Annotated in this window: 15 protein-coding genes; 5 read left to right on the top strand and 10 right to left on the bottom strand. The window is 62.3% G+C overall.

Annotated features, from left to right (window positions below; all coding sequences use genetic code 11):
• Positions 1-119: 119 nt before the first annotated feature.
• Positions 120-1,271, top strand: a complete 1,152-nt coding sequence (locus NN484_RS11170) for an MFS transporter (RefSeq protein WP_215501027.1) — start codon at positions 120-122, stop codon at positions 1,269-1,271.
• A 106-nt stretch (positions 1,272-1,377) separates the two neighbouring features.
• Here the strand turns inward: NN484_RS11170 and NN484_RS11165 are convergent, their stop codons facing one another.
• Complete coding sequence (locus NN484_RS11165) at positions 1,378-1,755, bottom strand: c-type cytochrome (protein ID WP_127652126.1); 378 nt, start codon at positions 1,753-1,755, stop codon at positions 1,378-1,380.
• A gap of 232 nt (positions 1,756-1,987) precedes the next feature.
• Here NN484_RS11165 and nhaA point away from each other — a divergent pair, with 232 nt between their 5' ends.
• Positions 1,988-3,196 carry a Na+/H+ antiporter NhaA gene (nhaA, locus tag NN484_RS11160; RefSeq protein ID WP_274659293.1) on the top strand — a complete coding sequence of 403 codons (1,209 nt, stop codon included), beginning with the start codon at positions 1,988-1,990 and terminating at the stop codon, positions 3,194-3,196.
• Positions 3,197-3,331: 135 nt separating this feature from the next.
• Here nhaA and NN484_RS11155 read toward each other — a convergent pair whose 3' ends face one another.
• Together NN484_RS11155 and NN484_RS11150 are read right to left on the bottom strand one after the other, a co-directional pair.
• Positions 3,332-7,801 carry a hemagglutinin repeat-containing protein gene (locus NN484_RS11155; RefSeq protein WP_274659110.1) on the bottom strand — a complete coding sequence of 1,490 codons (4,470 nt, stop codon included), beginning with the start codon at positions 7,799-7,801 and terminating at the stop codon, positions 3,332-3,334.
• A 113-nt stretch (positions 7,802-7,914) separates the two neighbouring features.
• Positions 7,915-9,642, bottom strand: a complete 1,728-nt coding sequence (locus NN484_RS11150; protein WP_274659109.1) for a ShlB/FhaC/HecB family hemolysin secretion/activation protein — start codon at positions 9,640-9,642, stop codon at positions 7,915-7,917.
• Positions 9,643-9,985: 343 nt separating this feature from the next.
• Here NN484_RS11150 and NN484_RS11145 point away from each other — a divergent pair, with 343 nt between their 5' ends.
• Both NN484_RS11145 and NN484_RS11140 read left to right on the top strand, forming a co-directional pair.
• Positions 9,986-11,107: an HlyD family secretion protein gene (locus NN484_RS11145; protein WP_215501030.1), complete on the top strand. Its 1,122-nt coding sequence runs from the start codon at positions 9,986-9,988 to the stop codon at positions 11,105-11,107.
• Positions 11,104-12,696 (top strand): DHA2 family efflux MFS transporter permease subunit, encoded by a 1,593-nt coding sequence (locus NN484_RS11140; protein ID WP_274659108.1) that lies wholly within the window; start codon positions 11,104-11,106, stop codon positions 12,694-12,696. The genes NN484_RS11145 and NN484_RS11140 overlap by 4 nt, the downstream gene beginning before the upstream one ends.
• 127 nt (positions 12,697-12,823) lie before the next feature.
• Here NN484_RS11140 and NN484_RS11135 read toward each other — a convergent pair whose 3' ends face one another.
• The 3 genes from NN484_RS11135 to NN484_RS11125 all read right to left on the bottom strand — a co-directional run bounded on the left by NN484_RS11135 (position 12,824) and on the right by NN484_RS11125 (position 15,817).
• Positions 12,824-13,264 (bottom strand): carboxymuconolactone decarboxylase family protein, encoded by a 441-nt coding sequence (locus tag NN484_RS11135; RefSeq protein ID WP_127652131.1) that lies wholly within the window; start codon positions 13,262-13,264, stop codon positions 12,824-12,826.
• A gap of 96 nt (positions 13,265-13,360) precedes the next feature.
• Entirely contained in the window at positions 13,361-14,803 is a 1,443-nt protein-coding gene (locus tag NN484_RS11130; RefSeq protein WP_274659107.1) for a mechanosensitive ion channel domain-containing protein, read from the bottom strand.
• A gap of 147 nt (positions 14,804-14,950) precedes the next feature.
• Positions 14,951-15,817, bottom strand: coding sequence for a pirin family protein (locus NN484_RS11125; RefSeq protein WP_274659106.1), 867 nt, complete (start codon positions 15,815-15,817; stop codon positions 14,951-14,953).
• A 323-nt stretch (positions 15,818-16,140) separates the two neighbouring features.
• On the opposite strand from NN484_RS11125, the gene dkgB reads away from it, so the two are divergent.
• Entirely contained in the window at positions 16,141-16,944 is an 804-nt protein-coding gene (gene dkgB, locus NN484_RS11120) for a 2,5-didehydrogluconate reductase DkgB (RefSeq protein ID WP_215501033.1), read from the top strand.
• A gap of 4 nt (positions 16,945-16,948) precedes the next feature.
• On the opposite strand, the gene NN484_RS11115 is transcribed toward dkgB, so the two are convergent.
• The 4 genes from NN484_RS11115 to NN484_RS11100 all read right to left on the bottom strand — a co-directional run bounded on the left by NN484_RS11115 (position 16,949) and on the right by NN484_RS11100 (position 22,707).
• Positions 16,949-20,167 carry a transporter substrate-binding domain-containing protein gene (locus NN484_RS11115; protein ID WP_274659105.1) on the bottom strand — a complete coding sequence of 1,073 codons (3,219 nt, stop codon included), beginning with the start codon at positions 20,165-20,167 and terminating at the stop codon, positions 16,949-16,951.
• Between the two features lie 8 nt (positions 20,168-20,175).
• Entirely contained in the window at positions 20,176-20,802 is a 627-nt protein-coding gene (locus NN484_RS11110) for a response regulator transcription factor (protein WP_215501035.1), read from the bottom strand.
• A 144-nt stretch (positions 20,803-20,946) separates the two neighbouring features.
• A complete protein-coding gene (locus NN484_RS11105) occupies positions 20,947-21,381 on the bottom strand; it encodes a chemotaxis protein CheY (protein ID WP_274659104.1) in 435 nt (144 codons plus the stop codon).
• 87 nt (positions 21,382-21,468) lie between these two features.
• Complete coding sequence (locus NN484_RS11100; protein ID WP_274659103.1) at positions 21,469-22,707, bottom strand: EAL domain-containing response regulator; 1,239 nt, start codon at positions 22,705-22,707, stop codon at positions 21,469-21,471.
• Between the last annotated feature and the right edge of the window lie 20 nt (positions 22,708-22,727).

The raw sequence follows: 22,727 nt of genomic DNA, 5'->3' as shown, positions 1-22,727 counted from the left end.
GCGAGCAAGCTCGCTCCCACAGGTTAGGATGTCGGCTGCACTTCCCCGAGTCTTGCGATCGAACCTCGATGCGCGAGCATTGTCATTCGGGGACGCGACGTTTTTTGCCAAGGATCGATATGACCAGCCTCAACCCCCAAGACACCTTCGTCCCCGGACGCCTGCAACAGATGTCGACGCGCATCGCTTTTTTCATCGCCGGGCTGGGCATTGCCGCGTGGGCGCCGCTGGTGCCGTACGCCAAGGCCCGGGCCGGACTCGATGAAGGCACGTTGGGCCTGCTGTTGCTGTGTCTGGGGGTCGGTTCGATTCTGGCGATGCCGCTGGCGGGGATTCTCGCCACGCGGTTCGGCTGCCGCAAAGTGGCCACCGGCGGCACGCTGCTGATTTGCGCGGCGTTGCCGTTGCTGGCGACGGTGTCGTCGATTCCGGCGTTGATCGCCACCCTGTTCATGTTCGGCGCCGGGCTCGGCACAGTGGATTCGACGGTCAACCTGCAAGCGGTGATCGTCGAACGCGCCAGCGGCAAGCACATGATGTCGGGCTTTCACGGCTTGTTCAGCCTCGGCGGGATTGTCGGCGCGGCGGGTGTCAGTGCCCTGCTCGGCCTCGGGCTGACGCCGCTGGCGGCGATGCTGGTGGTGGTGGCGGTGTTGATCGGCGCGCTGTTCAAAGCGGTGCCGCACATGCTGCCGTACGGCAGTGAAAGCTCGGGGCCGGCGTTCGCCATTCCACACGGCATTGTGCTGTTCATCGGCGGCATGTGCTTCATCGTGTTCCTCACCGAAGGCGCGGCGCTGGACTGGAGCGCGGTGTTCCTGGCGCAGGAACGCGGAATCGACACGGCCTACGCGGGGTTGGGTTATGCCGCCTTCGCCCTGACCATGACGGCCGGACGCTTGATGGGTGACCGGATCGTGCGCAGTGTCGGTGCCACGCGGATCATTCTGTTCGGCGGTCTGTTAGCGGCGGCGGGCCTGTTTCTCGCGACCTTCGCCCCGAGCTGGGAGGCGGCGCTGGTGGGTTATGCGCTGGTCGGCGCTGGCTGCTCGAACATCGTGCCGGTGCTGTACACCGCTGTGGGCAAGCAAACGGTGATGCCGGAAAGCATCGCGGTGCCGGCGATCACCACGCTGGGTTACGCAGGGATTCTGGCGGGGCCGGCGGTGATCGGCTTCGTCGCCCATGCCAGCAGTTTGAGTTTTGCTTTCGGGTTGATGGCGGTGCTGTTGGTGGCAGTGGCGATCGGCGGCAAAACACTCAAAGTCTGAGCCGCGTCGATTGTGGCGAGCTGAAATCAACGCCGCCGTACTGCCCGTCCACCTGGAGGTCATTGCCGTTGAAGTTGCCATCGGCATTGTGCCCCTCATCCCGGGATCATCGTGATCTGGAAATCACCTCACTCATGTATTGATGCAGATCGCGAAAATCCTTAACGCTCCAGGCATGCGGCGCGATCTTTACGCCGTTGTCCTGCAAGGTTTTGGGAATCAGGTTGCCGTTGGGGCGAAGGATTATCGAGGACACGATAACGCCCGGATAATCATTCAGGCGCTTCTTGAACGCGGAGGTTGTCAGGTCAGGTGTCGGCGGATTGCTTTTATTGGCCAATGGCCCTGTCGCCTTGATATCTGCGCCGTGGCACACGGCACAGCGCTGTGTATAGAGATTCTTGCCGTTGGCATTTTCCGCGAAGGACAGGGATGTTTGAGTGATTGATAAAAAAACGAGTAAAGCGATGAATGTTGTTTTCATTTTTAAAGGGGTCAGAGACTGAAACGAACGGCGTACAGCTAAGCACACATCTGGAAACGTTTCTTCATCTCGAGAAATTGCTGGCCGGCGCCACGCCGCGCCGAAACCGCGCCCGCGTTCCCCCCAAGCCCCCGCCTATTGTGTAAAATGCCGCCCGGGTGCCACCGCAACAACGCGGCAGGGCAGGTTTAATTCAGCGCAGGTCGGGCCGCCGCGCGGAGTTGCCGTGCCTATGAGCCACGATCCGTCACGCCTGCAATCTGCCCCTGCCCGCCAGGGCTCACCGTCTGCGATGGCCTTTCTCTCGCGTTTTTTCGCCGCCGAATCCGCCGGTGGCCTGATCCTGATGGCCGCTGCCCTCGCCGCACTGCTGATCGCCAACTCGCCGTGGGCAGCCACATACTTTTCGACCCTGCACATCAAGATCGCCGGCTTGTCGATCGAGCATTGGGTGAATGATGGCCTGATGGCGATCTTCTTCATGCTGGTGGGCCTGGAGATCAAGCGCGAAATGCTTGCCGGCCAGTTGTCGACCTGGGGTCAGCGCGCGCTGCCAGGTTTCGCTGCCCTCGGCGGCATGCTGGTGCCGGCGCTGATCTATGTCGCGATCAACTGGGGCAATCCAGAAACCCTGAGCGGTTGGGCGATTCCCGCTGCCACTGACATTGCCTTTGCCTTGGGTGTGCTGTCGCTGCTGGGCAAACGGGTGCCCGTCTCGCTGAAAATCTTCCTTTCGGCCCTGGCCATTCTTGATGACCTGGGCGCGGTGGTGATCATCGCCATTTTCTACACCAGCGGCCTGTCGGTGAGCATGCTGCTGGCGTCGCTGGCGGTGATTGCGTTCCTGGTGATCCTCAACCGTTGCGGCGTCAAAAAGCTTTTGCCGTACCTGATCGCCGGCGCCCTGCTGTGGTTCTTCATGCTGCAATCGGGCATCCACGCGACCCTCGCCGGGGTGATTCTGGCGCTGTGCATTCCACTGGGTAACCCGGAAGACGAGCACAATTCGCCGCTGCTGTACCTCGAAGAAAAAATGCACCCGTGGGTGGCGTTCGCCGTGGTGCCGATTTTCGGCTTCGCCAATGCTGGTGTGTCCCTGAGCGGCATATCTCCGAGCAACCTGCTTGAGCCGGTACCGCTGGGCGTCGCGCTGGGCCTGTTGTTCGGCAAGCAGATCGGCATCCTCGGCCTCGGTGCCCTGGCGATTCGCAGTGGTCTGGCGCAACTGCCGCAAGGCGCGAGCTGGCTGCAACTGTACGGCGTCGCCCTACTCTGCGGGATCGGCTTCACCATGAGCCTGTTCATCGGCGCGCTGGCGTTCCCGGGCGCACCGCACCTGGTCGACTCGGTGAAGGTTGGCGTGTTGCTGGGTTCGATTCTGTCCGCACTGCTGGCGGTGGTCGTGCTGATAAATGCCGGCAAGGCGAAGGCTTCGAACTGACTTCAAGGGTCTAGTCGAGATAAAAATGTGGGAGCGAGCCTGCTCGCGAAATCGTTGATTCAGTCGACAAATTAGCTGACTGAATTGACGCCTTCGCGAGCAGGCTCGCTCCCACAATTGTGACAGCGGTGTGGATTAGCCTTTTTCGTCGATCCCGGCCTGCAAGGTCTGGCTGTCCAGATTCCCGCTCAGAGTCACCGGACCGACTTTCAGATTGCCGTTATCGAACGACACCTTCGGTGCGTTTTCCTCGGTTTTCTGCGGCAGGTCCAGCCCGGCTTTCACCCCGTAGTCACGGTTGACCAGATCGCTGCTACCGACCTTCGAACCGCCCAGGTCGACCTTGCCCTCAGTCGCCGAGATCCGTGCGCCGGTCAGCTGCGTTGCGCCGCTCACCGCAAGGTTCACACCCTGATTACCACTGATGCCGGAAGCCTGCGTCACGCTGTCCTTGTGCGTGTATTCGCCCTGCGCTTTCAGCGTCGGCTTGTAGTCGGTGCCGGCAAGTTTTTCCTTGTCGCTCGGTGGGTTCTTCTTCGCGGTCAGCCCCAGATCGACATCGACCCTGGCTTGCGTCTTCGCGTCCTGACGGCTGTCGACGGTCAGATCACCGACGACCTCGCCGCTGACAGTCTTCGCGTCAATTCGCGCCCCCGAGAGCTGTGCATCACCGGTACTGTTCAGCACCACGCTGTCAGCCTTGATCTGGCTGTTCTGCTGGGTGGTGCCTTGCAGGTAATCGACACCGACCTTGGCCCCGGCGTTGAAGCCGTGGTCGCTGCTGGCTTTTTCATCGGCAGCGGTCGGGGTCTTGCTGCTCAAGTTGCCGCCGGCATTCAGCGCGACGTTCCAGTTGTTGCGGCTCTCGGTGGACTGCGCCGACTCCTGGACGAAACCGCCCTTCTGCGCATCGATGTTGACGATCGGCGCGCCGACTTGCGTGCCTTGCAGGTGCACCGCGTCACCGCTCAAAGCCACACCGCTCTGGCTGTTGATCTGGCCACCAGTCAGGGTTTGCGAGTGTTCGTTGACCCGACCGATGTTGAAGTTGCCGCTCAGATTACCGCCCTGATCACGACTCTTCTCGCTGCTGGATTTGCTGCCGCCGCCCTTCAAACCGCCGCCGAGATTGCTGCCGGTCGCGGTGTGCGTATCGACGGCCGCTTGCAGATCGAGCTTGCCGTCAGCGTGCAGATCGATGGCGCCGGCGCTGTCGATCTTCGTGCCTTGCTGGACCTGGTTGCCGCCGCTGCTCAGTTGCACCGCACCGTTGCCGCTGATGCTCGCAACATGGGCCTGACTGTCGCTGGTCTGCTTGCCGGTGTGGTCAAGCTGGAACCCGGCGCCGAGGTCGACGTTGGTGCCGTCAGTGCCCGGCAAGGTGCCGACCGTCAGTGAGCCATTGCCGCGCAGGCTGGAGTCGCTGCTGCTCTGGCGGTCGTTGGCCTGATTCAGCGCCAGATCGCCGCTAGTCTTGACGCTCACACCGCCCTGCCCGCCGTCGAAACGGCTGCCGGCGAACTGCGCGTCACCGCCGACATTGATGTTCACGCCCTGATCGCCGGCATACCCGCCAACCACCGCCGTGCTGCTGTCCTTGCTGCTGTAGCTATTGCCACCGGCGCCGCTGCCGGCGACGTTAACGTCCTCACCAGTCTTGGTGTAGACCCGCACGTCGACCTTGGCGTCCACGGCGTTATCCGTGCTGCTGTGGGTATTGCTGGCGGCGTCGGCGAGCAGTTTGTCAGCGCTGATGTTCACCTTGCCGGTGCTGGCGTTGTACTGGGTGCCCTGATCGTGCAGGGTGCCGGCGGTTTTCACCTCGACGCTGCCGCCGTCGAAACGGCTGACCACCGCGTGACTCCTCTGCTCGGTCTTGTCGGCGCTTGCGTGACCGATCGCCACGTCGATGCCGACGTTCGGCTGGCCGAGATTGCTCAGACCGTCCTTGTCCGGCACCTTGCCGTTGAGCACATCCTTGACCGCACCGGCAATCGGGCGGGCGATGTCCTTGTACTCGACGTTGGCACCGATGTCCGCCGACCAGTTGCTCTGGCTGTGAGTGCTGCTGTCGGTGTTGCTGGCCGCGCGGTTGTCGATTTCGTTAGCCGCGACGTTCAAACCATTGCCGGCCTTGACCTGCGCGCCTTCGGTCAGCAGTTTGTCAGCGTTGATGGTCAGGCCGCCGCTGCTCTGCACGCTGGTGGTTTGCGCGGTGGTCTTGCTGCTGGTGTCTTGCGAGGTGCTGTGGGCGAAATCGACGCCACTGCCGGCGCGGTCGAGGCCACCGGTATAGTAGAAACCGCCGCCGGTGCTGGAGGTATCGGTCGAGGTTTTATGGCTGTCCTGTTCGGCCAGCAACGACACGTTCTTGCCGCCCAGCGTGGTGTCGCCGGCAGTGGATTTGACCTCACCGCCCTTGATCGTCAGGTCGCCGCCCGCCTGCACCTGCACGCTGGCGCCGCTGAGGCTTGCGCCTTGCTGGTTGACGTCGTTGCGGGTGACGGTCTGCTGTTTGTCCTGGTAATGCACCCCGGCGCGGTATTGCTCCGGGGTGTTTTCTTTGGCGTAGGCGTCGAAGCCACGGGTCTCGGTGGTCGAGCGGCTGTCGTGGGTGTTCTGCGTGGAATGCACGTTCACATCCCCCGCGGCATCCGCCGTCAGCGCGCCGCCGGCCTTGACCGTGGAACCGGCAACTTCGATGTTCTTGGCGCTCTTGAGCTTGAGGTTGCTGTCGGAAACCAGCTCGCTGCGCACCGTGGTGCTGTCCTTGGCGTTCTGCCGCGACTCGTCCTTGGTGATGCCGAAGAACTTGCTGTCCTTGTCGTGGTTGTTGCTGTGCGAGGTGTCCTGCACGCCGTCGATCACCAGCGAACCCTGGTCGCTGATCACACTGGCCTCGGTGCCGCCACGCACCTGACTGCCGCTGATGCGCACATCGTCAGCCTTGACGAGCAGTTTGCCGGCGGCGTTGATTTTGCTGCCCTGGTGCTGGGTCTGGCCCTTGTCGGCGTCACCGGTCTTGCCGAAGAAACCACCGCCGACCAGGTCGCCGGAGTAACTGTTGTTATTGCTGCGACTGGTGCGCGTGGCCGTGGTGACGTCCACTTGCTTGCCCGCCAGTTTCACATCGCCGGTGCTATTCAGCTCGGCGCCTTCCGAGCGCAACAAGGCAGCGGTTTGCAGGGCGATATTGCCGCCCTTCAGCTGACTGCCGATGCTGCGCTGCTCTTCGCTGCTGGTGTTCCAGTCGGCCTTCCACAGATGCTTGCGGTGGTTGCCCTGATCGGTCTGGGTGTGGCTTTCGGTGGCCGCGGTCAGGCGCAGATCGCCGCCGCTCTGCACATCAAGGTTCTTCGCCGCTTCGACCTTGGCCGCTTTGAGCTCAGTGTCGTTGCCGGAGGACAATTTCGCGTCACCGCTGGCGACGATCTGGCTGCCGTGCTGGCGCGAATCGCTGTCGGTCTGGGTGCGGTCGTAGGTTTCCCAGGTGATACCGATGGTGCTGTTGCTCCAGTTTTCGCGCTTTTCCTGGAGCTTGCGGCTTTCGACGGTGCTGAGGGTCAGGTTGCGTTTGGCATCGACGCTGACGTCGCGACCGCTGACATCGGCGGCGGCCAGGGTCAGGTCCTTGCCGCTGTGCAGGCCGACATCGCCCAGACTGCTGCGGATACCGGCACGGGTCACTTCAAGGCTGTTGGGGATCGCTTCGCCGCTGACGCTGAGGTCGCCGGCAGAACGAATCTGCACGCCGTCACGCCCCGCCACTTGCACCGCCCCCACGCGCACGCCCGCACCTTCGGCGGTGCTGACGATGTTGATGCGCCCGGCCTGCATCGCACCGAACAGGCTGGCGTCGATGCGTTGATCTGAGGTGTGGCCCGCCGGGTCCACGGCGTTGACCTGACCGCTGGCGTAATCCACCTGATTGCGCCCGACCGTGAGGTTCAGTTGATCGCGGGCATTGATCGCGCCCTGGCTGTCGATACGCGGCGCGATCAGGTTGATCGAGCCTTCGCCGTTGCGCAGGCCGCCGCTCTGAATCTGCAACTGGCCGCTGGCGTCGCGGGTGTTCAGCGCTTGCAGTTTGCCGTCGTTCAGTTCCGGACGACCGACCACCAGATTGGCGTTTGGCGTGTTGATGAAACTGCCGCCGTTCACCGAAATGCCGTTGGGGTTGGCCAGCACGTAATCGGCGGCGCGGCCGAAGATTTCCTGGGCGCCATTGATGGCTGACGGGTTGCGGCTGATCACCTCGTTGAGGATCACGCTGGCCGCCTGCCCCTGCAGTTGCGGGTTGGCCGCCAGTTGCCCGGCGAGCTGCGATTGCCCGGCCTGCAAGGCGTTGTTCAGCACCAGGCCCTGACGGTCGACGTTGTAGTCGAGGAACTGGTTGTGCGACAGGCCCGAGCCGTTGGGCGCGACGATATTGACGATGGGCACACCGCCCTGGGTCTGCAATTGCGCGGTGCCGCCGGGGCCGGGTGCGACCACCACACCGCCGGCGATGGCGCTGGGCAGGTGCACGGCGAAGAACAGGCTGGCGATCGCCCAGCGCAATTTGCCCCGAGGAGAAAGATGGAATGCAAAGGTATGTGCTGGCATAAAAACGTCTCCATGTAAGTACGGCATCACGGCGCGCGATTTAGTCTTGGCCGTGGCTGTCGCGCTCAGATCCGACGGCTGTTTGTTCACTGCTTGATGAGTCTCGGTGGTGCTCATATCTGCAACCCCACGCGCATCAGCCAGGTCTCTGGTTCGTGCTGCAGACCGTTAGGGGTGTTGAGGGCGCGTTGGTAATCGACGTCCACTTGCAGATTCTTCCAGCCCAGATTCAACCCGACGCTGGCGCCGCTCAGGCGTTGACCTTGAGCGCCGTGGTCGGCCTTGAGCCAACCGTTGTCCAGGCCCACGCGCGGGGTGATCTGCACCGGCCAATCGCTGCGCAGTGGCAGGCGCAAGGTGTTGCGCCAGATCGCGCCGCTGGCGCCGGATGCGCTGCTGACCCGATAGCCGCGTACCGCCGAATCGTCGGTGCCGAGCAACTGTTCGATGGCCGGCAACGGGTCGGGGCTGTATTGCAGATTGAGCTGGCTCTGCCACTGCCAGGCCTGCGCGCCGAACTGGCCGTTGCGCCATTGGCTGAGGCCGGCGCGGTACTTGCGAAATTGCGCCTTGGGCAGGTTGTTGACTTGATGATCGCCATCGTCGTCGGCGCCCAGCCAGCGCAAACCTTGCGAGTAGGTGAAATCGAGGTTCCACACCGCACGGTCGAGCCAGAACAGATTGAGTCCGGCTTCGGCCACCGTCAGGGTCGGGCTCTGAATGCCCAGGCGGGCATTCTCCAGATAGCTGTCGACGTCTTTGTGCGCCAACTGCAGGTTGGCGCTGAGCTGGCGGCTCTGGTCGCGCCACAACACGCGGTCGGCGCGCAGGCTCAGTTGATCGGTGATGCCGGTGCTGTGAAAGGTCACGCTGGGCAGTTTGAACGGCGCGCGGTATTCAGCGTGGCTGGCGAACACGCTGTAGGTCCAGTAGCCGTAGGGAATCGCGTAATACAGGCTCGCGTTGCGGTTGTAGCGGTCACCCTGATTCAACGTGTCGCTGGCACTGAGACTCAGCAGATCGTTGAGTTGCAGCGGGCTGTCGAGGCTCAGGCTGACGGTATCGCGATCTCGCCCGGTGCTGGCGCTGCCGAGGTTGTCCATGCCCAATCCCAGGGCCCAGCGCGACTGCCCTGAGGTGCGCGAACGCAGGATGATCCGCGACGCGCCGGGCTGGCTGCCGGGGGCGATGTCGGCAGTCAGGTCAATCGAACGCAAGCGGTTCAACTGGTCCAGCCCCTGCTCCAGATCGCGCAGGTTCAACGGCTGGCCGAGCATATGCGGGAACGCGCCGCCCAGCGACACCGGCAGGCTCTGGTCGGCCAGCTCGATGGACTCGATGTAGCCCTCGTCGATCATGATGTCCAGCGACTGCCCCGCCGCAGGCGCACTCAACAGGTACGGGCGGCTGGCGATGTAACCCTGCTTGACGTAGATCGCAGTGATGGTCGCCAGCAGATGATTGATCTGGCCGACGCCCATGCACGGTGCCAGCAGCGGTTTGATCCGCGCGTTGAGTTTGGCGCTGTCGATCAAAGTGACGCCGCCGATGCGCGTGCCGCTTAGCGGCCAGCAGCGCTCATCGGGGGCCACCGTCTGCGGGATCGCCGGGGTGGCAGGCGCCGGGCCGAACGCGCCGCGCTCCAGTTGGCGCTTGCGTTGTTCAATCTGAAGTTGTTGCAGATCGCGCTGTTGCTGTTGCTGCTGGCGCAGCACCTCCTGGCCCGGTGCGACAGGGTCAGCGGCTTGAAGCGAGGAGGCACACACACTCAACAACAAGGCCGACAACAGCGGGCAACGCGTGGAACGACGACGAAATACAGCGCGAAGCGAATACGGCACGCAACATCCTTGCAATCATAAAATGGCGTAATGCCACCTCATCAATGCGAGTGATAGTCAGAGCCTTCCTACACAAATGCAAGACGCTTCCTACAGCGCTTACATTTCTTAAACATTTGATTTTGCTGTGTTCAACATCACGACCTCAGGGTTTCCCCGAGGGCGTTCATTGCGCTCTCCAATACCTGGCCTGTATTACGGGTGGCCGTCGTCCAGCGAAACCGCTCCAAACCCTGAGCCCCAGCGGGCAACTGACGATTGGCATGAAAATTCAATTGCCACAAAATATTACTCACGTCATATTACATCCGTAATAACGACCCGTTTCCACAGGTATGACGCCATGACCAGTATGCCCACCCTTGAGCCCGACCTGTCTGCTACGGTCACCCCTGCCAGACCACCGCTGCGCAAACGCCTGTTATTGCCCGGCGTCGGCCTGATTATCTTGGTAGTTGCCGGGGTGTACGCCGCTCACTGGTGGGGCACCGGGCGATTTCTGGAAGAGACCGACGATGCCTACATTGGTGGCGACGTCACGGTGATCGGGCCGAAGGTCGCCGGGTACATCGAAGAAGTGCTGGTCAGCGACAACCAGTCGGTGAAGGCCGGCGATGTGCTGATTCGCCTCGATGCACGGGACTATCGCGCCAACCTCGCCAAAGCCGAAGGCGCAGTTGCCGCCGAACAAGCGCTGCTGGCCAACCTCGACGCCACCGAACAACTGCAGCAAGCGGTGATCGGCCAGGCCCGTGCCGGCATCGATGCGGCCGGTGCCGAAACCGCCCGCTCGCGGGACGACAACGCGCGCTACAAACGGCTGGTGAGCACCAATGCCGTGTCAGTGGAAAGCGCCCAGCGTGCCGACGCCACCTTCAAGACTGCCCAGGCCCTGAGTGCCCGCGCCCAGGCCGAACTGCTCGCCGCACAACGCCAACTGGCGGTGATCGATACCCAGAAACAACAGGCCCGCGCCGCCCTGCAACAAGCCCGGGCCGAGCGTGATCTGGCGCAGTTGAACCTCGGCTACACCGAACTGCGTGCACCGGTCGATGGGGTGATCGGTAACCGCCGCGCGCGAGTCGGCGCCTATGCCCAGGCCGGTTCGCAGCAGTTGTCGGTGGTGCCGGCCAGTGGCCTGTGGGTCGATGCCAATTTCAAGGAAGACCAGCTTGCCAGAATGCGTCCCGGACAACGCGTGAGCATCCGCGCCGACGTGCTCTCCGGCCAGGAATTCCACGGCCACCTCGACAGCCTCGCCCCCGCCACCGGTTCGCAATTCAGCGTGCTGCCCCCGGAGAACGCCACCGGCAACTTCACCAAAATCGTCCAGCGGGTGCCGGTGCGGATCCTGCTCGACCCGGCCGACGGCGTGCTCGGCCATCTGCGGCCGGGGCTGTCGGTGACAGCTGAGGTCGACACTCGCGCGCCCACTGAAACCAGCGCCGTGGCCGTCGCGCCATGAGCACCAGCCTCGCCGCCCCGACGCAACCGTTCAATGCGGCGGACATGGCGACCGCGACCAAGGTCTTCGCCTTCGCCACGATGTGCATCGGCATGTTCATCGCGCTGCTGGACATCCAGATCGTCTCGGCGTCGCTGCGTGACATCGGCGGCGGACTCTCGGCCGGCACCGACGAAACCGCGTGGGTGCAGACCAGTTACCTGATCGCCGAAATCATCGTGATCCCGCTGTCGGGCTGGCTGTCGCGGGTGTTCTCCACACGCTGGCTGTTCTGCGCCTCGGCGGTTGGCTTCACCCTGGCCAGCCTGCTCTGCGGGGTAGCCTGGAACATCCAGAGCATGATCGCCTTTCGTGCGCTGCAGGGTTTTCTCGGCGGTTCGATGATCCCGCTGGTGTTCACCACCGCGTTCTTTTTCTTCACCGGCAAACAACGGGTGATTGCCGCTGCAACCATCGGAGCGGTGGCGTCGCTGGCGCCGACATTGGGCCCGGTGATCGGCGGCTGGATCACTGATATTTCCTCGTGGCACTGGCTGTTCTACATCAACCTGGTGCCAGGTATTTTCGTCGCCGTGGCAGTGCCGATGCTGGTGAAGATCGACCAGCCGGAACTGTCGCTGCTCAAAGGCGCGGACTACCTGAGCATGGTGTTTCTCGCGCTGTTTCTCGGCTGCCTGGAATACACCCTCGAAGAAGGCCCGCGCTGGAACTGGTTCAGCGATCAAACGATTCTGACCACGGCGTGGATCAGCGGTCTGGCGGGGCTGGCCTTTATCGGGCGCACGTTGTCCGTGGCCAATCCGATCGTCGATCTGCGCGCCCTCAAGGATCGCAATTTTGCGCTGGGCTGCTTCTTTTCCTTTGTCACCGGGATTGGCCTGTTCGCGACGATTTACCTGACGCCGCTGTTTCTCGGACGGGTGCGCGGTTACAGCGCGCTGGATATTGGACTGGCGGTTTTTTCCACCGGGGTGTTCCAGATCATGGCGATTCCGCTGTACGCCTTTCTCGCCAATCGCATGGATTTGCGCTGGATCATGATGATCGGGCTCGGATTGTTTGCAGTGTCGATGTGGGAATTCAGTCCTATCACCCACGACTGGGGTGCCGGGCAGTTGATGCTGCCGCAAGCGTTGCGCGGGATTGCCCAGCAACTGGCGGTGCCGCCGGCGGTGACACTGACGCTGGGCGGGTTGGCACCGGCGCGACTGAAGCACGCCTCGGGCCTGTTCAACCTGATGCGCAACCTTGGCGGGGCCATCGGCATTGCCGCCTGCGCCACCATTCTCAATGACCGCACCAACCTGCACTTCACTCGTTTGGCCGAGCATCTGAACAGCCGTAACGAGGCGATGAACCAGTGGCTGGCGCAGGTCTCCGGCAACCTCGCGACGCTGGGCCAGAGCGGTGACGTCGGCGTCACCGCCGGCCTGCATCAACTGTGGCTGCTGACCTACCGCGAGGCGCAGACCCAGACCTACGGCGACACCTTCTTGATGATCATGCTGTGCTTCATCATCGCCACGGCGATGGTGCCCTTGATGCGCAAGGTGCAACCACCGGCTGCGCCGAGTGCGGATGCGCATTGATCCAGGTTTCCAAAACGACCCGCCCCTGTAGGAGCTACCGCAGGCTGCGATCTTTTGACTTTGATTTTTAAAAACAAGATCAAAGGATCGCAGCCTGCGGCAGCTCCTACAGGGGTTATGTATGGCCTCAGAGTTGCGGGGTTTTACGGAAGCCCACCGCCAGGCGGTTCCAGCTGTTGATGGTGTTGATCGCCACGCTCAGGTCGACCATTTCCTTGGGCGTGAATTGCGCGGCGACGACTTCGTAATCTTCGTCCGGGGCGTGAGTCAGGCTCAGTTGGGTCAACGATTCGGTCCACAACAGTGCCGCGCGTTCACGCTCGGTGAAGAACGGCGCTTCACGCCATGCGGTCACCGCGAACAGCCGGCGCGGGGTCTCGCCGCCCTTGATCGCATCGGCAGTGTGCATGTCGATGCAGAACGCGCAGCCGTTGATCTGCGAAGCACGCAGTTTGACCAGTTCGATCAGGGTCTTTTCCAGCGGCAGTTTCGAGACCGCGGTTTCCAGCGCGATCATCGCTTTCAGGGCGTCTGGGGAAGCGGTATAGAAATCGGTACGAGCTTGCATGGTGAGTTTCCGGGGCCAGTGAATGTGTGATTAAGGTAGTCCCGCACCGGCCCCGGACAAATAGCCAATCTCCCGGAAGTCGAGTAGACCACCGCGTCACACCCGATTGCGCAACCACTGCAGGAACCCGGTTTTCGCCACCACGGTCGGCGCGTCCTGAGTCAGCGTCTGGGCCTTGTGCAAGCGGTAATCGAGCAAGGCCTTCATCGCCTCGTTGATGTCGTGGCGGGCATCCAGGCATGGCTTGAGGTAGGTCTTCTCGATGCGGTACAGCGCACAGAAGGTTTTCGCGGCGAACATGGCCGGCACCGACGAGTCGGACAGAATACCGGCCTCGCCGATCACCTCCCCCGGCCCCATGCGCCCGGACTCGAACGGGCTGCCATGGCGGGCCAGGGTCACGGTGACCACACCGGATTCGATGATGAACAAATGATCGCTGACCTCCCCGGCTTGCAGAATCGTCTCGCCGGCCCGGAAGGTCTGCAGGGTCATGTTCTGGCTGAAGGTGTCTTTCTCTTCCTGGCGCAGGGTGGAGAAAATCGGCGAACTGTCGAGCAGCGCCCGTGGCCGTGACAGATCGCTCGGCACATTCGGCTCCACGCTCGACAACAGATTGACTCCGGACGCCTGCAAGTGCCGATAGGCCAGATCGAACAACTGATTGCGCACCGGACGTTTCTGGTCCATCGATGACACGAAGCCGCTGATTTCGTATTCGACGCCCGTGCTGCTGGAGCTTTTCAGTGCCACGCTCGGCGAGGGATTGTCCAGCAGCGGACGGCAACCCTGCATCGCCCTCTCCAGCGCCTCAAGCACGGTGGTCGGTCGCGCATGCGGGCTGACCTGCACACTGACAGCAAGGCCGAACATGTTGCTCGGTCGGCTGAAGTTGATGATCTTGGCCTTGGCCGCCAGCGAGTTGGGAATCACCGCCATGCTGCCCTGACTGGTTTGCAGCCGCGTGGCGCGCCAGTCGATGTCGATGACCCGGCCTTCGGTGCCGTCGATGGAGATCCAGTCATCGATCTGATACGGCTTGGTGGTGTTGAGCACGATCCCGGAGAACACATCGCTCAGGGTGCTCTGCAACGCCAGACCGACGATGATCGCCAAGGCCCCGGACGTCGCCAGCACGCCTTTGACCGGCAGATCCAGCACGTAAGCCAGCGCGGCAATGATCGCGATCAGGAAGATCACCGCCCCGAGCAGATCCTGCAACAGCCGCCCGGTGTGCCCGACCCGCTGCATCATCACCGCGCCGATCAGCACGGTCAGGGTGCGCGCGCCGAACAGCCACCAGCCGATCTGCAACCCGGTCGCCGCCAGGTGCAGCGGCACGTTGTCGGCCCACGGCGCTGGCTCCATCGGGTTGAGGCCTTCGTTGAACAGCACTGCGCTGAACAGGCTGAAAATCAGCACCCGCACCAACAGCTTCCACTCACTGCCACGGGAGCTGATCAGCCGCCACAGGCCCAGATCGAGGAGGATCAGGATCAACGCGCAAAACAACGGATGTTCGGTCAAGAAAGACAACATCAAACCACTCCGACACGGGCCAATCGCGAGAAGATCGCACAGATTGGGCAAGTGTAGGAGCAATTGATTTCAGAGGGTGGACGCGCGCACAAAAACACGAAAAAACCCCTGTGGGAACGAGCAAGCCCGTTCCCACAGGGGTAGGTTTTAGCCGTGCATCTGGCCAAAACGGCCGGACTGGAAGTCGGCGAAGGCCTGATGGATTTCCTGCTCGGTGTTCATCACGAACGGGCCGTGACCGACGATCGGTTCGTCGATCGGCTCGCCGCTGAGCAGCAACACCACCGCGTCTGCGCTGGCCTCAAGTGTCAACTGACGACCGTCGCGTTCGAACAGCACCAGTTGCCCTTGCTGCGCGGTTTCCCCACCGTTGATCCTGACCGAACCTTTCAGCAGCACCAGGGCGGTATTGCGACCTTCGTGCAGATCCAGCGTCAGCGATTTGCCGGCATTCAGCCGCAGGTCCCAGACGTCGATCGGGGTGAATGTGCGCGACGGGCCTTTATGGCCGTCGAACTCACCGGCGATCAGGCGCAGATGGCCCGCATCGTCCTTCAGCGCAATATTCGGGATGTCGCCATCCAGAATGGTCTGATAACCGGGCGCGGCCATTTTGTTCTTGGCAGGCAGGTTGACCCACAGCTGCACCATTTCCAGTTTGCCGCCGGTTCTGGCGAAATCATCCGAGTGAAACTCTTCGTGCAGGATGCCGGACGCAGCAGTCATCCACTGCACATCGCCGGGGCCGATGGTGCCGCCACTGCCGGTGGAGTCACGGTGCTGCACCTCGCCGTCGTAGACGATGGTCACGGTTTCAAAACCACGATGCGGATGCTGGCCGACGCCACGGCGCTCGGTGGTCGGGGTGAACTCGGCAGGTCCGGCGTGATCGAGCAGCAGGAACGGACTGATGTATTTACCCAGGTTGTCGTAGGAAAACAGGGTGCGAACCGGGAACCCATCGCCGACCCAATGGCCGCGAGGGCTGGTGTAGATACCGATGATGTTTTTCATGGTTGCCTCCAAAAAAGGTGGGTGACGCAATGAATTAAGCTTAAATCCATGACGGACGGAGGACTAGACGGCAAAAATCGGCTTGAGTGTTCCATATTTAGAACAGTGGTACGCCCTTCGCGAGCGATCCACAACCCCTGTAGGAGCTGCCGCAGGCTGCGATCTTTTGGCTTTATAAAACAAGATCAAAAGATCGCAGCGTTCCGCAGCTCCTACAAGATTCATGACTTCTGATCAACAGTGCTTTGTCCCACCCACGGTTTTTCTCAAGGCAGCAGACACGGATACTCCTGCCCATTCTCACTGCAACTCTGGAGTCATCAATGTCTGTTCCCGCTTTTGGTCTGGGTACGTTTCGCCTGCAAGGTCAGGTGGTCATCGATTCGGTGAGCACCGCGCTTGAGCTCGGGTACCGGGTCATCGACACCGCGCAGATCTACGAGAACGAAGCCGAGGTCGGCCAGGCCATCGCCGCCAGCGGCATCGCCCGTGACGAGCTGTTCATCACCAGCAAGATCTGGGTCGCCAACTTCGCCAAAGAGCGCCTGATCGAGAGCCTCAAGGAAAGCCTGCACAAGCTGCAAACCGATTACCTGGACCTGACGCTGATCCACTGGCCGTCGCCGGAAGACCAGGTGCCGGTCGCCGAATTCATGGGCGCGCTGCTCGAAGCCAAGCGTCTGGGCCTGACCCGGCAGATCGGTGTGTCCAACTTCACCATCGAGCTGATGCAACAGGCGATCGCAGCGGTCGGCGCTGACAACATCGCCACCCACCAGATCGAACTGCACCCGTACCTGCAGAACCGCAAAGTGGTCGAGTTCGCCCAAAGCCAGGGCATCCAGATCACCTCGTACATGACCCTCGCCTACGGCGAAGTGCTCAAGGATCCGCTGATCCAGCAGATCGCTGCACGCCTGCAGGCCACCCCGGCGCAAGTCACCCTGGCCTGGGCGATGCAACTGGGCTACGCGGTGATTCCGTCGTCGACCAAACGCGCCAACCTGCAAAGCAACCTCGGCGCGACCGCGCTGACCCTGAGCGATGCCGACATGGCGCTGATCGCCACGCTGGAACGCGGCCAGCGCCTGACCAGCCCCAAAGGCATCGCCCCACAGTGGGATTGAGCGATCAGGCCCGAAGTCGCTGCGCGAGGCCGAGCATGGCCTCGCGCAGCGCATCGACCGAGCGTTCGACCGCTTGGATTTCAGCGTCTGCGCAGGCCTGTTCGAGACCTGCACAGGCTGCTGCCACTCGCGCGGCACCGACCATCTGCGCACCACCCTTGATGTGATGCGCCAGCATGCGCAATCCGCTCAGGTCCTGCGGATGGCGCACATCCTCCAGCCGTTGCAGATCGTCCTGCAGACTGCGCAACACTTGCTCTCGCAATCCTTGAATCACTGCGTGATTGCCAGCGGCCATTTGCTCCAGCGCGCTCAGGTCGAGTTCCGTCAGCGCCCGTGTCTGGTCTGGCTCGTGTTCATGTTCGCGGTGACTGGCGCCTTGTAACGCCAGCGCTAGATCAGCCAGGCGGATCGGTTTGAACAGGCAATCATCCATGCCGGCCTCAAGACAGCGGGCCTTCTCTTCGATCTGCGCATTGGCGGTAAAACCGAGGATCAGGCAACGCGCCCGGCCGCTCGCGGCCTCGGCGTCACGGATTGCCCGAGCCAGCTCGTAGCCGTTGCGACGTGGCATGTTGCAGTCGGTGATGAGCACATCGAACGGTTGTGCTCGCCAGCGCTCCAGCCCCTGCTCACCGTCGTCAAGGTCGACCGTGCGGTGGCCCAGTTCACTCAGTTGCCAGCACAGCAGCAGACGGTTGACCGGATTATCGTCCACCACCAGCACGCTCAGCGAGCGCGCGGGTTTATCCGCGATCTCGGGGCCTGCCGCCTCGGGCTCGAGCGCAGCCAGTCGTGGCACCTGCAGCGTGAGTTCAACCCGGGTTCCGTGTCCGGGCGTGCTGTCCAGGTGCAGCGTGCCGCCCATCATTTCGCAGAGGCTGCGGCTGATTACCAGCCCCAGTCCCGAGCCGCTGCGCGCTGACGGGCCAGGGTTACCGGCCTGGACAAACGGGTTGAACAGGCGCTGCCGGTCTTCGGCGCTGATGCCAATGCCGCTGTCGGCAATCACCACCGTCACGGCCAACGGCCCGAGCGGCGTTGCAGCCACCGACAATTGCAGGCTCACCTGGCCGTGCTCGGTAAACTTGATCGCATTGCTCAACAGATTCGACAGCACTTGCTTGAAGCGGGTCGGGTCGATCAGCACGTCGACGTCACTGTGCGCATCCAGGTCGATGTGCCACGCCAAGTGTTTCTGGCGCGCCAGCCCTTCGAACACCCGGCACACCGAATTCACCAGTTCCCGCAGGTTGGCCCGCTGCGGCACAAGGGAAAGATGGCCTGACTCGATGCGCGCGATGTCGAGAATGTCGCCGATCAGCGCGAGCAATTGCTGGCCGGCGCTGGACGCGACCTGAATCGCCAGGCGATCGGTCACGCCCTCCTCGGCACGTTTGAGCGCCAGTTCGAGCATGCCGATCAATGCGTTCATCGGCGTGCGGATTTCATGGCTCATGGTCGCCAGAAAGGTGGTCTTGGCCCGATTGGCATCGTCAGCCGCGTCCTTGGCTTGCTGCAACTGGCGCAGCCATTGCTGACGCTGACGCAACTGCCAGCGCTGAAAACCGATCCAGGCCAATGCCAGCACCAACAACCCCGCCGCCACGGCAAAACCCAGGAGAATCTCGCGGCGGTGGCGCAACCAATAGCTCTGCTCCACCACCACATCATGACTCCAGCGCTCGACCAGTTCGTCCATTTGCTGTGGCGCGACGCTCAGCAGTGCCTTGTTCAGGATTGTGTGCAGCGCCGTGGCCTGCGGTGCGGTAGCCAGAGCGATGCGAGCCGGTTGATCGCCGACGGTGTTGGTGATGCGCAAGCGCTCGCGGAACTGGCGGGCAATCAGAAAGCGCGCCACCAGTAGCGAGCTGACCGTCGCATCAGCCTGGCCTTTGACGATCATTTCCATGCCCTCGGCGGGGCTGCTGACCTCCACCAGACGCACCCCAGGCACGCGCTGCAGCATGTAGTCGCGCAACGGATGACCGCGATAGATCGCCAGCCGTCTGCCCGCCAGATCGTCGAGGCGGCGCGGGCTGCGGGGCGCTGTCGCACTGATCAGCACAAACGGATTATTCAGGTACGCGCGGGTGAATTGCAGCTCGGCTTCACGCTCGCTGCTGGGCGCCACCACCGGCAACAGGTCGAGTTCGCCGGCCTTGAGCTGTTCGATCTGGCGGTCCAGCGAATGCCCCCGGACCACTTCGAAATTCAGCCCGGTGCGCTGACTGATCAGGCTGAGCAGTTGTGCCGACAGCCCGTTGAAGCGCCCCTCGGCATCAAAGAAACTCAGTGGCGCGAAATCCTCGATCACCCCCACCCGCACCAGCGGATGCCGCTCCAGCCAGTCCTGCTCGCTGGCACTGAGGCGCACTCGCGACTGTGTAGCCATTTGTGCGCGCCCCGCGCTCCAGCGTTGTTCGATCAGTTGACGACGCTCCATCGGAATCGCCGTCAGCGCCTTGTCGATGATGCGTTTGAGGCGCACCTCGCTGCGCAGCAGGGCGAAACCGAAGGGGTTGGCGTCCAGGCCCGATGGCCCGGCCAGTTGCAGGTCATTGCGGTAATTGGTGTTGATCAGGTAATTGGCGCTGATCAAGTCACCCAGGTAACCATCCTCGAGCCCAAATGCTACCGCCCCGAGTGCATCCATCGCCGAGGGATAACGCTGCACATTGGCCAGGGGATAGAACGCCTGCACGCCGGCCAGCGGCAGATAGTCCTCGACCATGGCGATGCGTTTGCCCGTCAGATCCGCCGGCAACGTATCGTCGAGCCGGGTCACCAGCATCGGCTGATCTTCGGCGTAGGGACGCGACAGGACGAAGTCCGGATCGGCCAGTTCAAAGCTGTTGGAGGTCCCCAGCAGGTCGAGTTCGCCGCGTTTGAGCGCGGCCATCACCTCTTCGCGGTTGGCGTAGCGTTGCACGTCAATGCGCACACCGAGCAGTTGCGCCAGCAGGTCGGCGTAATCGGCGGTGAGCCCTTCCAGCTCGTGCTGGTTGCGGGTGATTTCGAACGGCGGGTAATCCGCGCCGGAAATGCCCATGCGCAATGGCGGATGCTGACGTAGCCATTGCCGGTCGCGCTCGTCGAGCGCGATGTGGATATTGTCCAGTCCGGCCTGGGTCAACAGCTCCAGGCGTTGTGGCGGCTCACTGGCCCGGCAGGTGAGCGTGACGATCAACCACAACGCACACCACCAGCCTCGCGGATTCATCAGCTCGCTCAGATCAGATGATTACGTTTGGCGAATTCGCGCAAATGCACGGACGATTTCACGTTGAGCTTTTTCATCAAGCGGGTTTTGTAGGTGCTGACGGTTTTATGGCTCAGGTGCATGTCTTCGGCGATCAACTTGTTGGCCTTGCCCTGCGCCAATTGTTCAAAGATGTTCAGCTCCCGATTGGAGAGTGCGTCGATCATTTGTTTTTCGCTGCGGTGCAACGGGTTCGACGAATAGTCCTTGTCAGACGGCGCCGCAAAATAGGAATAGCCCGACATCAGCGCCTGGATTGCCTTGTGCAATTGCACCAGCTGGTTGGTTTTGGCCACGTAGCCCATGGCGCCGGCACGCAGACAGCGGTCCTGATAATACTGCGGTTCCTGGGAGGTGAAGATCAGCACCTTGCACCTGGGGTCGTTGGCCTTGAGCCGTTCCAGCACTTCCAGGCCGCTGATCCCCGGCAACTTGAGGTCGAGCACCACCAGTTTTGGTTTGTGCTCACGGTTCAGCGCCATGGCTTCGCTGGCGTTCGCGGCCTCGTGAATCTCCTTGAATCGCTCGCTTTCGAGTACGAGCTTCACGGCAGCGCGCACCACCGGATGATCGTCGATGACCAGCGCTGACTTCATGACGGCTCCCAGGGCAAAAAACATGTCGAAGGCACCACCGGCGTCGGCTGCTCATGACACCGTGGCTGCGCAATGACTGTTACACGGGAACCCGGCGGGATCTACCTGTCAGATCTGACAGTTGCGGCAAAGGCCAAACCGTGCTTATGCCCGGCACTGCAGGGCGGAGGCCGGGTTCCAGACGTTCGCCGCGCGCACCGGTGGAACATCGACGCGGGCCATCAGGTGCTTGATCGCTGCCAGGTTGGGCAATACGGCATGGCTGATCTGCACGTTTTCCTGAGCGAAGCCTGCCGGGGTCTGCACCGGGGCCGAAGGCTCGTTGTAGATCAGGACATGACGCACATGCGGGTTGTTCAGGAAAAAGCCCGGCAGGTCCAGTGAGCCGGCCGCCAGTTCGGCATTGATGACCACCGCATCGAACGGCTCACAGCCGTAATCCACCAGGGTCAGCAACTCCAGCAGGCTCAGCACCGGGGCGATGCGGAAATATTCGAGGTGGTTGAACAGGCGCTCGACCTTCATCCGGTGAAAATGCTGCGGATCGGCAATCAGGATGCGCAGGGTTTTATTGATCATGCTCGATCTCCCGAAGGTCAGGGGTGGATGGGCCAAGACTACGCATGGCGCTGGAACAACTCTGTAGGACCTTTCCTAAAAATCCGCTCATTCATCTGTTCCTTTGCCGTGGTTGCGCCGTTGCAGCCACGTCAACAAATCGACCCCGGCCATTGGCCGTGCATACCAGTAGCCCTGCCCTTGGGTGCAGCCCAGTGCCAGCAACTCACGGCGCTGCGCATCGGTTTCGATGCCTTCGATCACCACCGCCATGCCCAGCGTCTCGCCCAGCGCCAGGGTGCTGCTGATCGCCGCCCGGCAACGTGGCTCGTGCTCAAGGCTGCGGATGAACTCGGCGTCGAGTTTGATTTCGTTGAACGGCAACTGACACAGACGTTGCAATGAGGAAAACCCTGCACCGAAGTCATCGATGGACAAGCGGCAGCCCATCATCCGCAGCCGTACCAGCGTCTCCAGGCTGGTGGCCGGCGCTTCGAGCAGGCCACTTTCGGTCAATTCGAAGGTCAGGCTCGAACCCGCCACGGCATGCCGCGCCAGCGTGGTTTTAAGGGTGTTGGCCAGCCCTGGATTGGCCAACTGTACGGTTTGCAGATTGAACGCCATGTTCAGGGCAAAGCCCTGGGCCCGGGCACTCTGGTGCAAGTTCAGCGCCTGCTCCAGCTGGGAAAACAGCAAATCATCGAGCAAGCCGCAGCGCTCCAGCACTGGCATGAACTGCCCCGGGGCAATAATCCCCCGGGTCGGGTGCAGCCAGCGGCTGAGCACCTCGACCCCGCAGACTTCTCCCGTGCGCAGGTTGAATTTGGGTTGATACCAGGCCTGTAATTGCTCCGCGGCCAACGCCTGACGCACCGACGCCTCACTGGCCAGCACCACCGCCCCGGCCGGGCTGCCGGTGACGGCCGGCCTGTCGATGAACGTGTCCAACAGCCCGGCCAACACTTGCGCGTGCATCGGTTTGCCGACATCGCCCAACAGCTCCAGGCCGAGCAAGGTCACCATCTGATGCACCGCGCGACGCAGATCCGCCGACAACGAACTGCAAATGATCACGGCCTTCACTTGCCCCGAGGCCCCTACCCGTTGCAGGAATTCCAGGCCGTCCATGCCGTCCATCTGCAAGTCGCACAGGGCGATATCCACCGTGCCGACCTCATCAAGCAGCGCCAGCGCTTGCGCGCCGTCACTGGCTTCGAACACCTGGTGGCCACCCAGGTTCTGCAGCATGCTCACTGCCACCGAACGCTGGAACGGGTGGTCTTCAAGCACCAGGATACGAAGCGGCGGATTGGACATGGTGGTGGGCTCGTTGTGGGTGAAAGGCATCTGAGTGTCCGCTGCCTGAG

It is taken from the genome of Pseudomonas serboccidentalis (genome assembly GCF_028830055.1).
Taxonomy (GTDB): Bacteria; Pseudomonadota; Gammaproteobacteria; order Pseudomonadales; family Pseudomonadaceae; genus Aquipseudomonas; species Aquipseudomonas serboccidentalis.
This window is presented reverse-complemented; position numbering and strand designations above follow the sequence as displayed.

Bases quoted from the DNA above. Each gene is read 5' to 3' on its own strand.
- NN484_RS11170 (WP_215501027.1), top strand. From the start codon at position 120: ATGACCAGCCTCAACCCCCAAGACACCTTCGTCCCCGGACGCCTGCAA.
- NN484_RS11165 (WP_127652126.1), bottom strand. From the start codon at position 1,755: ATGAAAACAACATTCATCGCTTTACTCGTTTTTTTATCAATCACTCAA.
- nhaA (WP_274659293.1), top strand. From the start codon at position 1,988: ATGAGCCACGATCCGTCACGCCTGCAATCTGCCCCTGCCCGCCAGGGC.
- NN484_RS11155 (WP_274659110.1), bottom strand. From the start codon at position 7,801: ATGCCAGCACATACCTTTGCATTCCATCTTTCTCCTCGGGGCAAATTG.
- NN484_RS11145 (WP_215501030.1), top strand. From the start codon at position 9,986: ATGACCAGTATGCCCACCCTTGAGCCCGACCTGTCTGCTACGGTCACC.
- NN484_RS11140 (WP_274659108.1), top strand. From the start codon at position 11,104: ATGAGCACCAGCCTCGCCGCCCCGACGCAACCGTTCAATGCGGCGGAC.
- NN484_RS11135 (WP_127652131.1), bottom strand. From the start codon at position 13,264: ATGCAAGCTCGTACCGATTTCTATACCGCTTCCCCAGACGCCCTGAAA.
- NN484_RS11130 (WP_274659107.1), bottom strand. From the start codon at position 14,803: ATGTTGTCTTTCTTGACCGAACATCCGTTGTTTTGCGCGTTGATCCTG.
- NN484_RS11125 (WP_274659106.1), bottom strand. From the start codon at position 15,817: ATGAAAAACATCATCGGTATCTACACCAGCCCTCGCGGCCATTGGGTC.
- dkgB (WP_215501033.1), top strand. From the start codon at position 16,141: ATGTCTGTTCCCGCTTTTGGTCTGGGTACGTTTCGCCTGCAAGGTCAG.
- NN484_RS11115 (WP_274659105.1), bottom strand. From the start codon at position 20,167: ATGAATCCGCGAGGCTGGTGGTGTGCGTTGTGGTTGATCGTCACGCTC.
- NN484_RS11110 (WP_215501035.1), bottom strand. From the start codon at position 20,802: ATGAAGTCAGCGCTGGTCATCGACGATCATCCGGTGGTGCGCGCTGCC.
- NN484_RS11105 (WP_274659104.1), bottom strand. From the start codon at position 21,381: ATGATCAATAAAACCCTGCGCATCCTGATTGCCGATCCGCAGCATTTT.
- NN484_RS11100 (WP_274659103.1), bottom strand. From the start codon at position 22,707: ATGCCTTTCACCCACAACGAGCCCACCACCATGTCCAATCCGCCGCTT.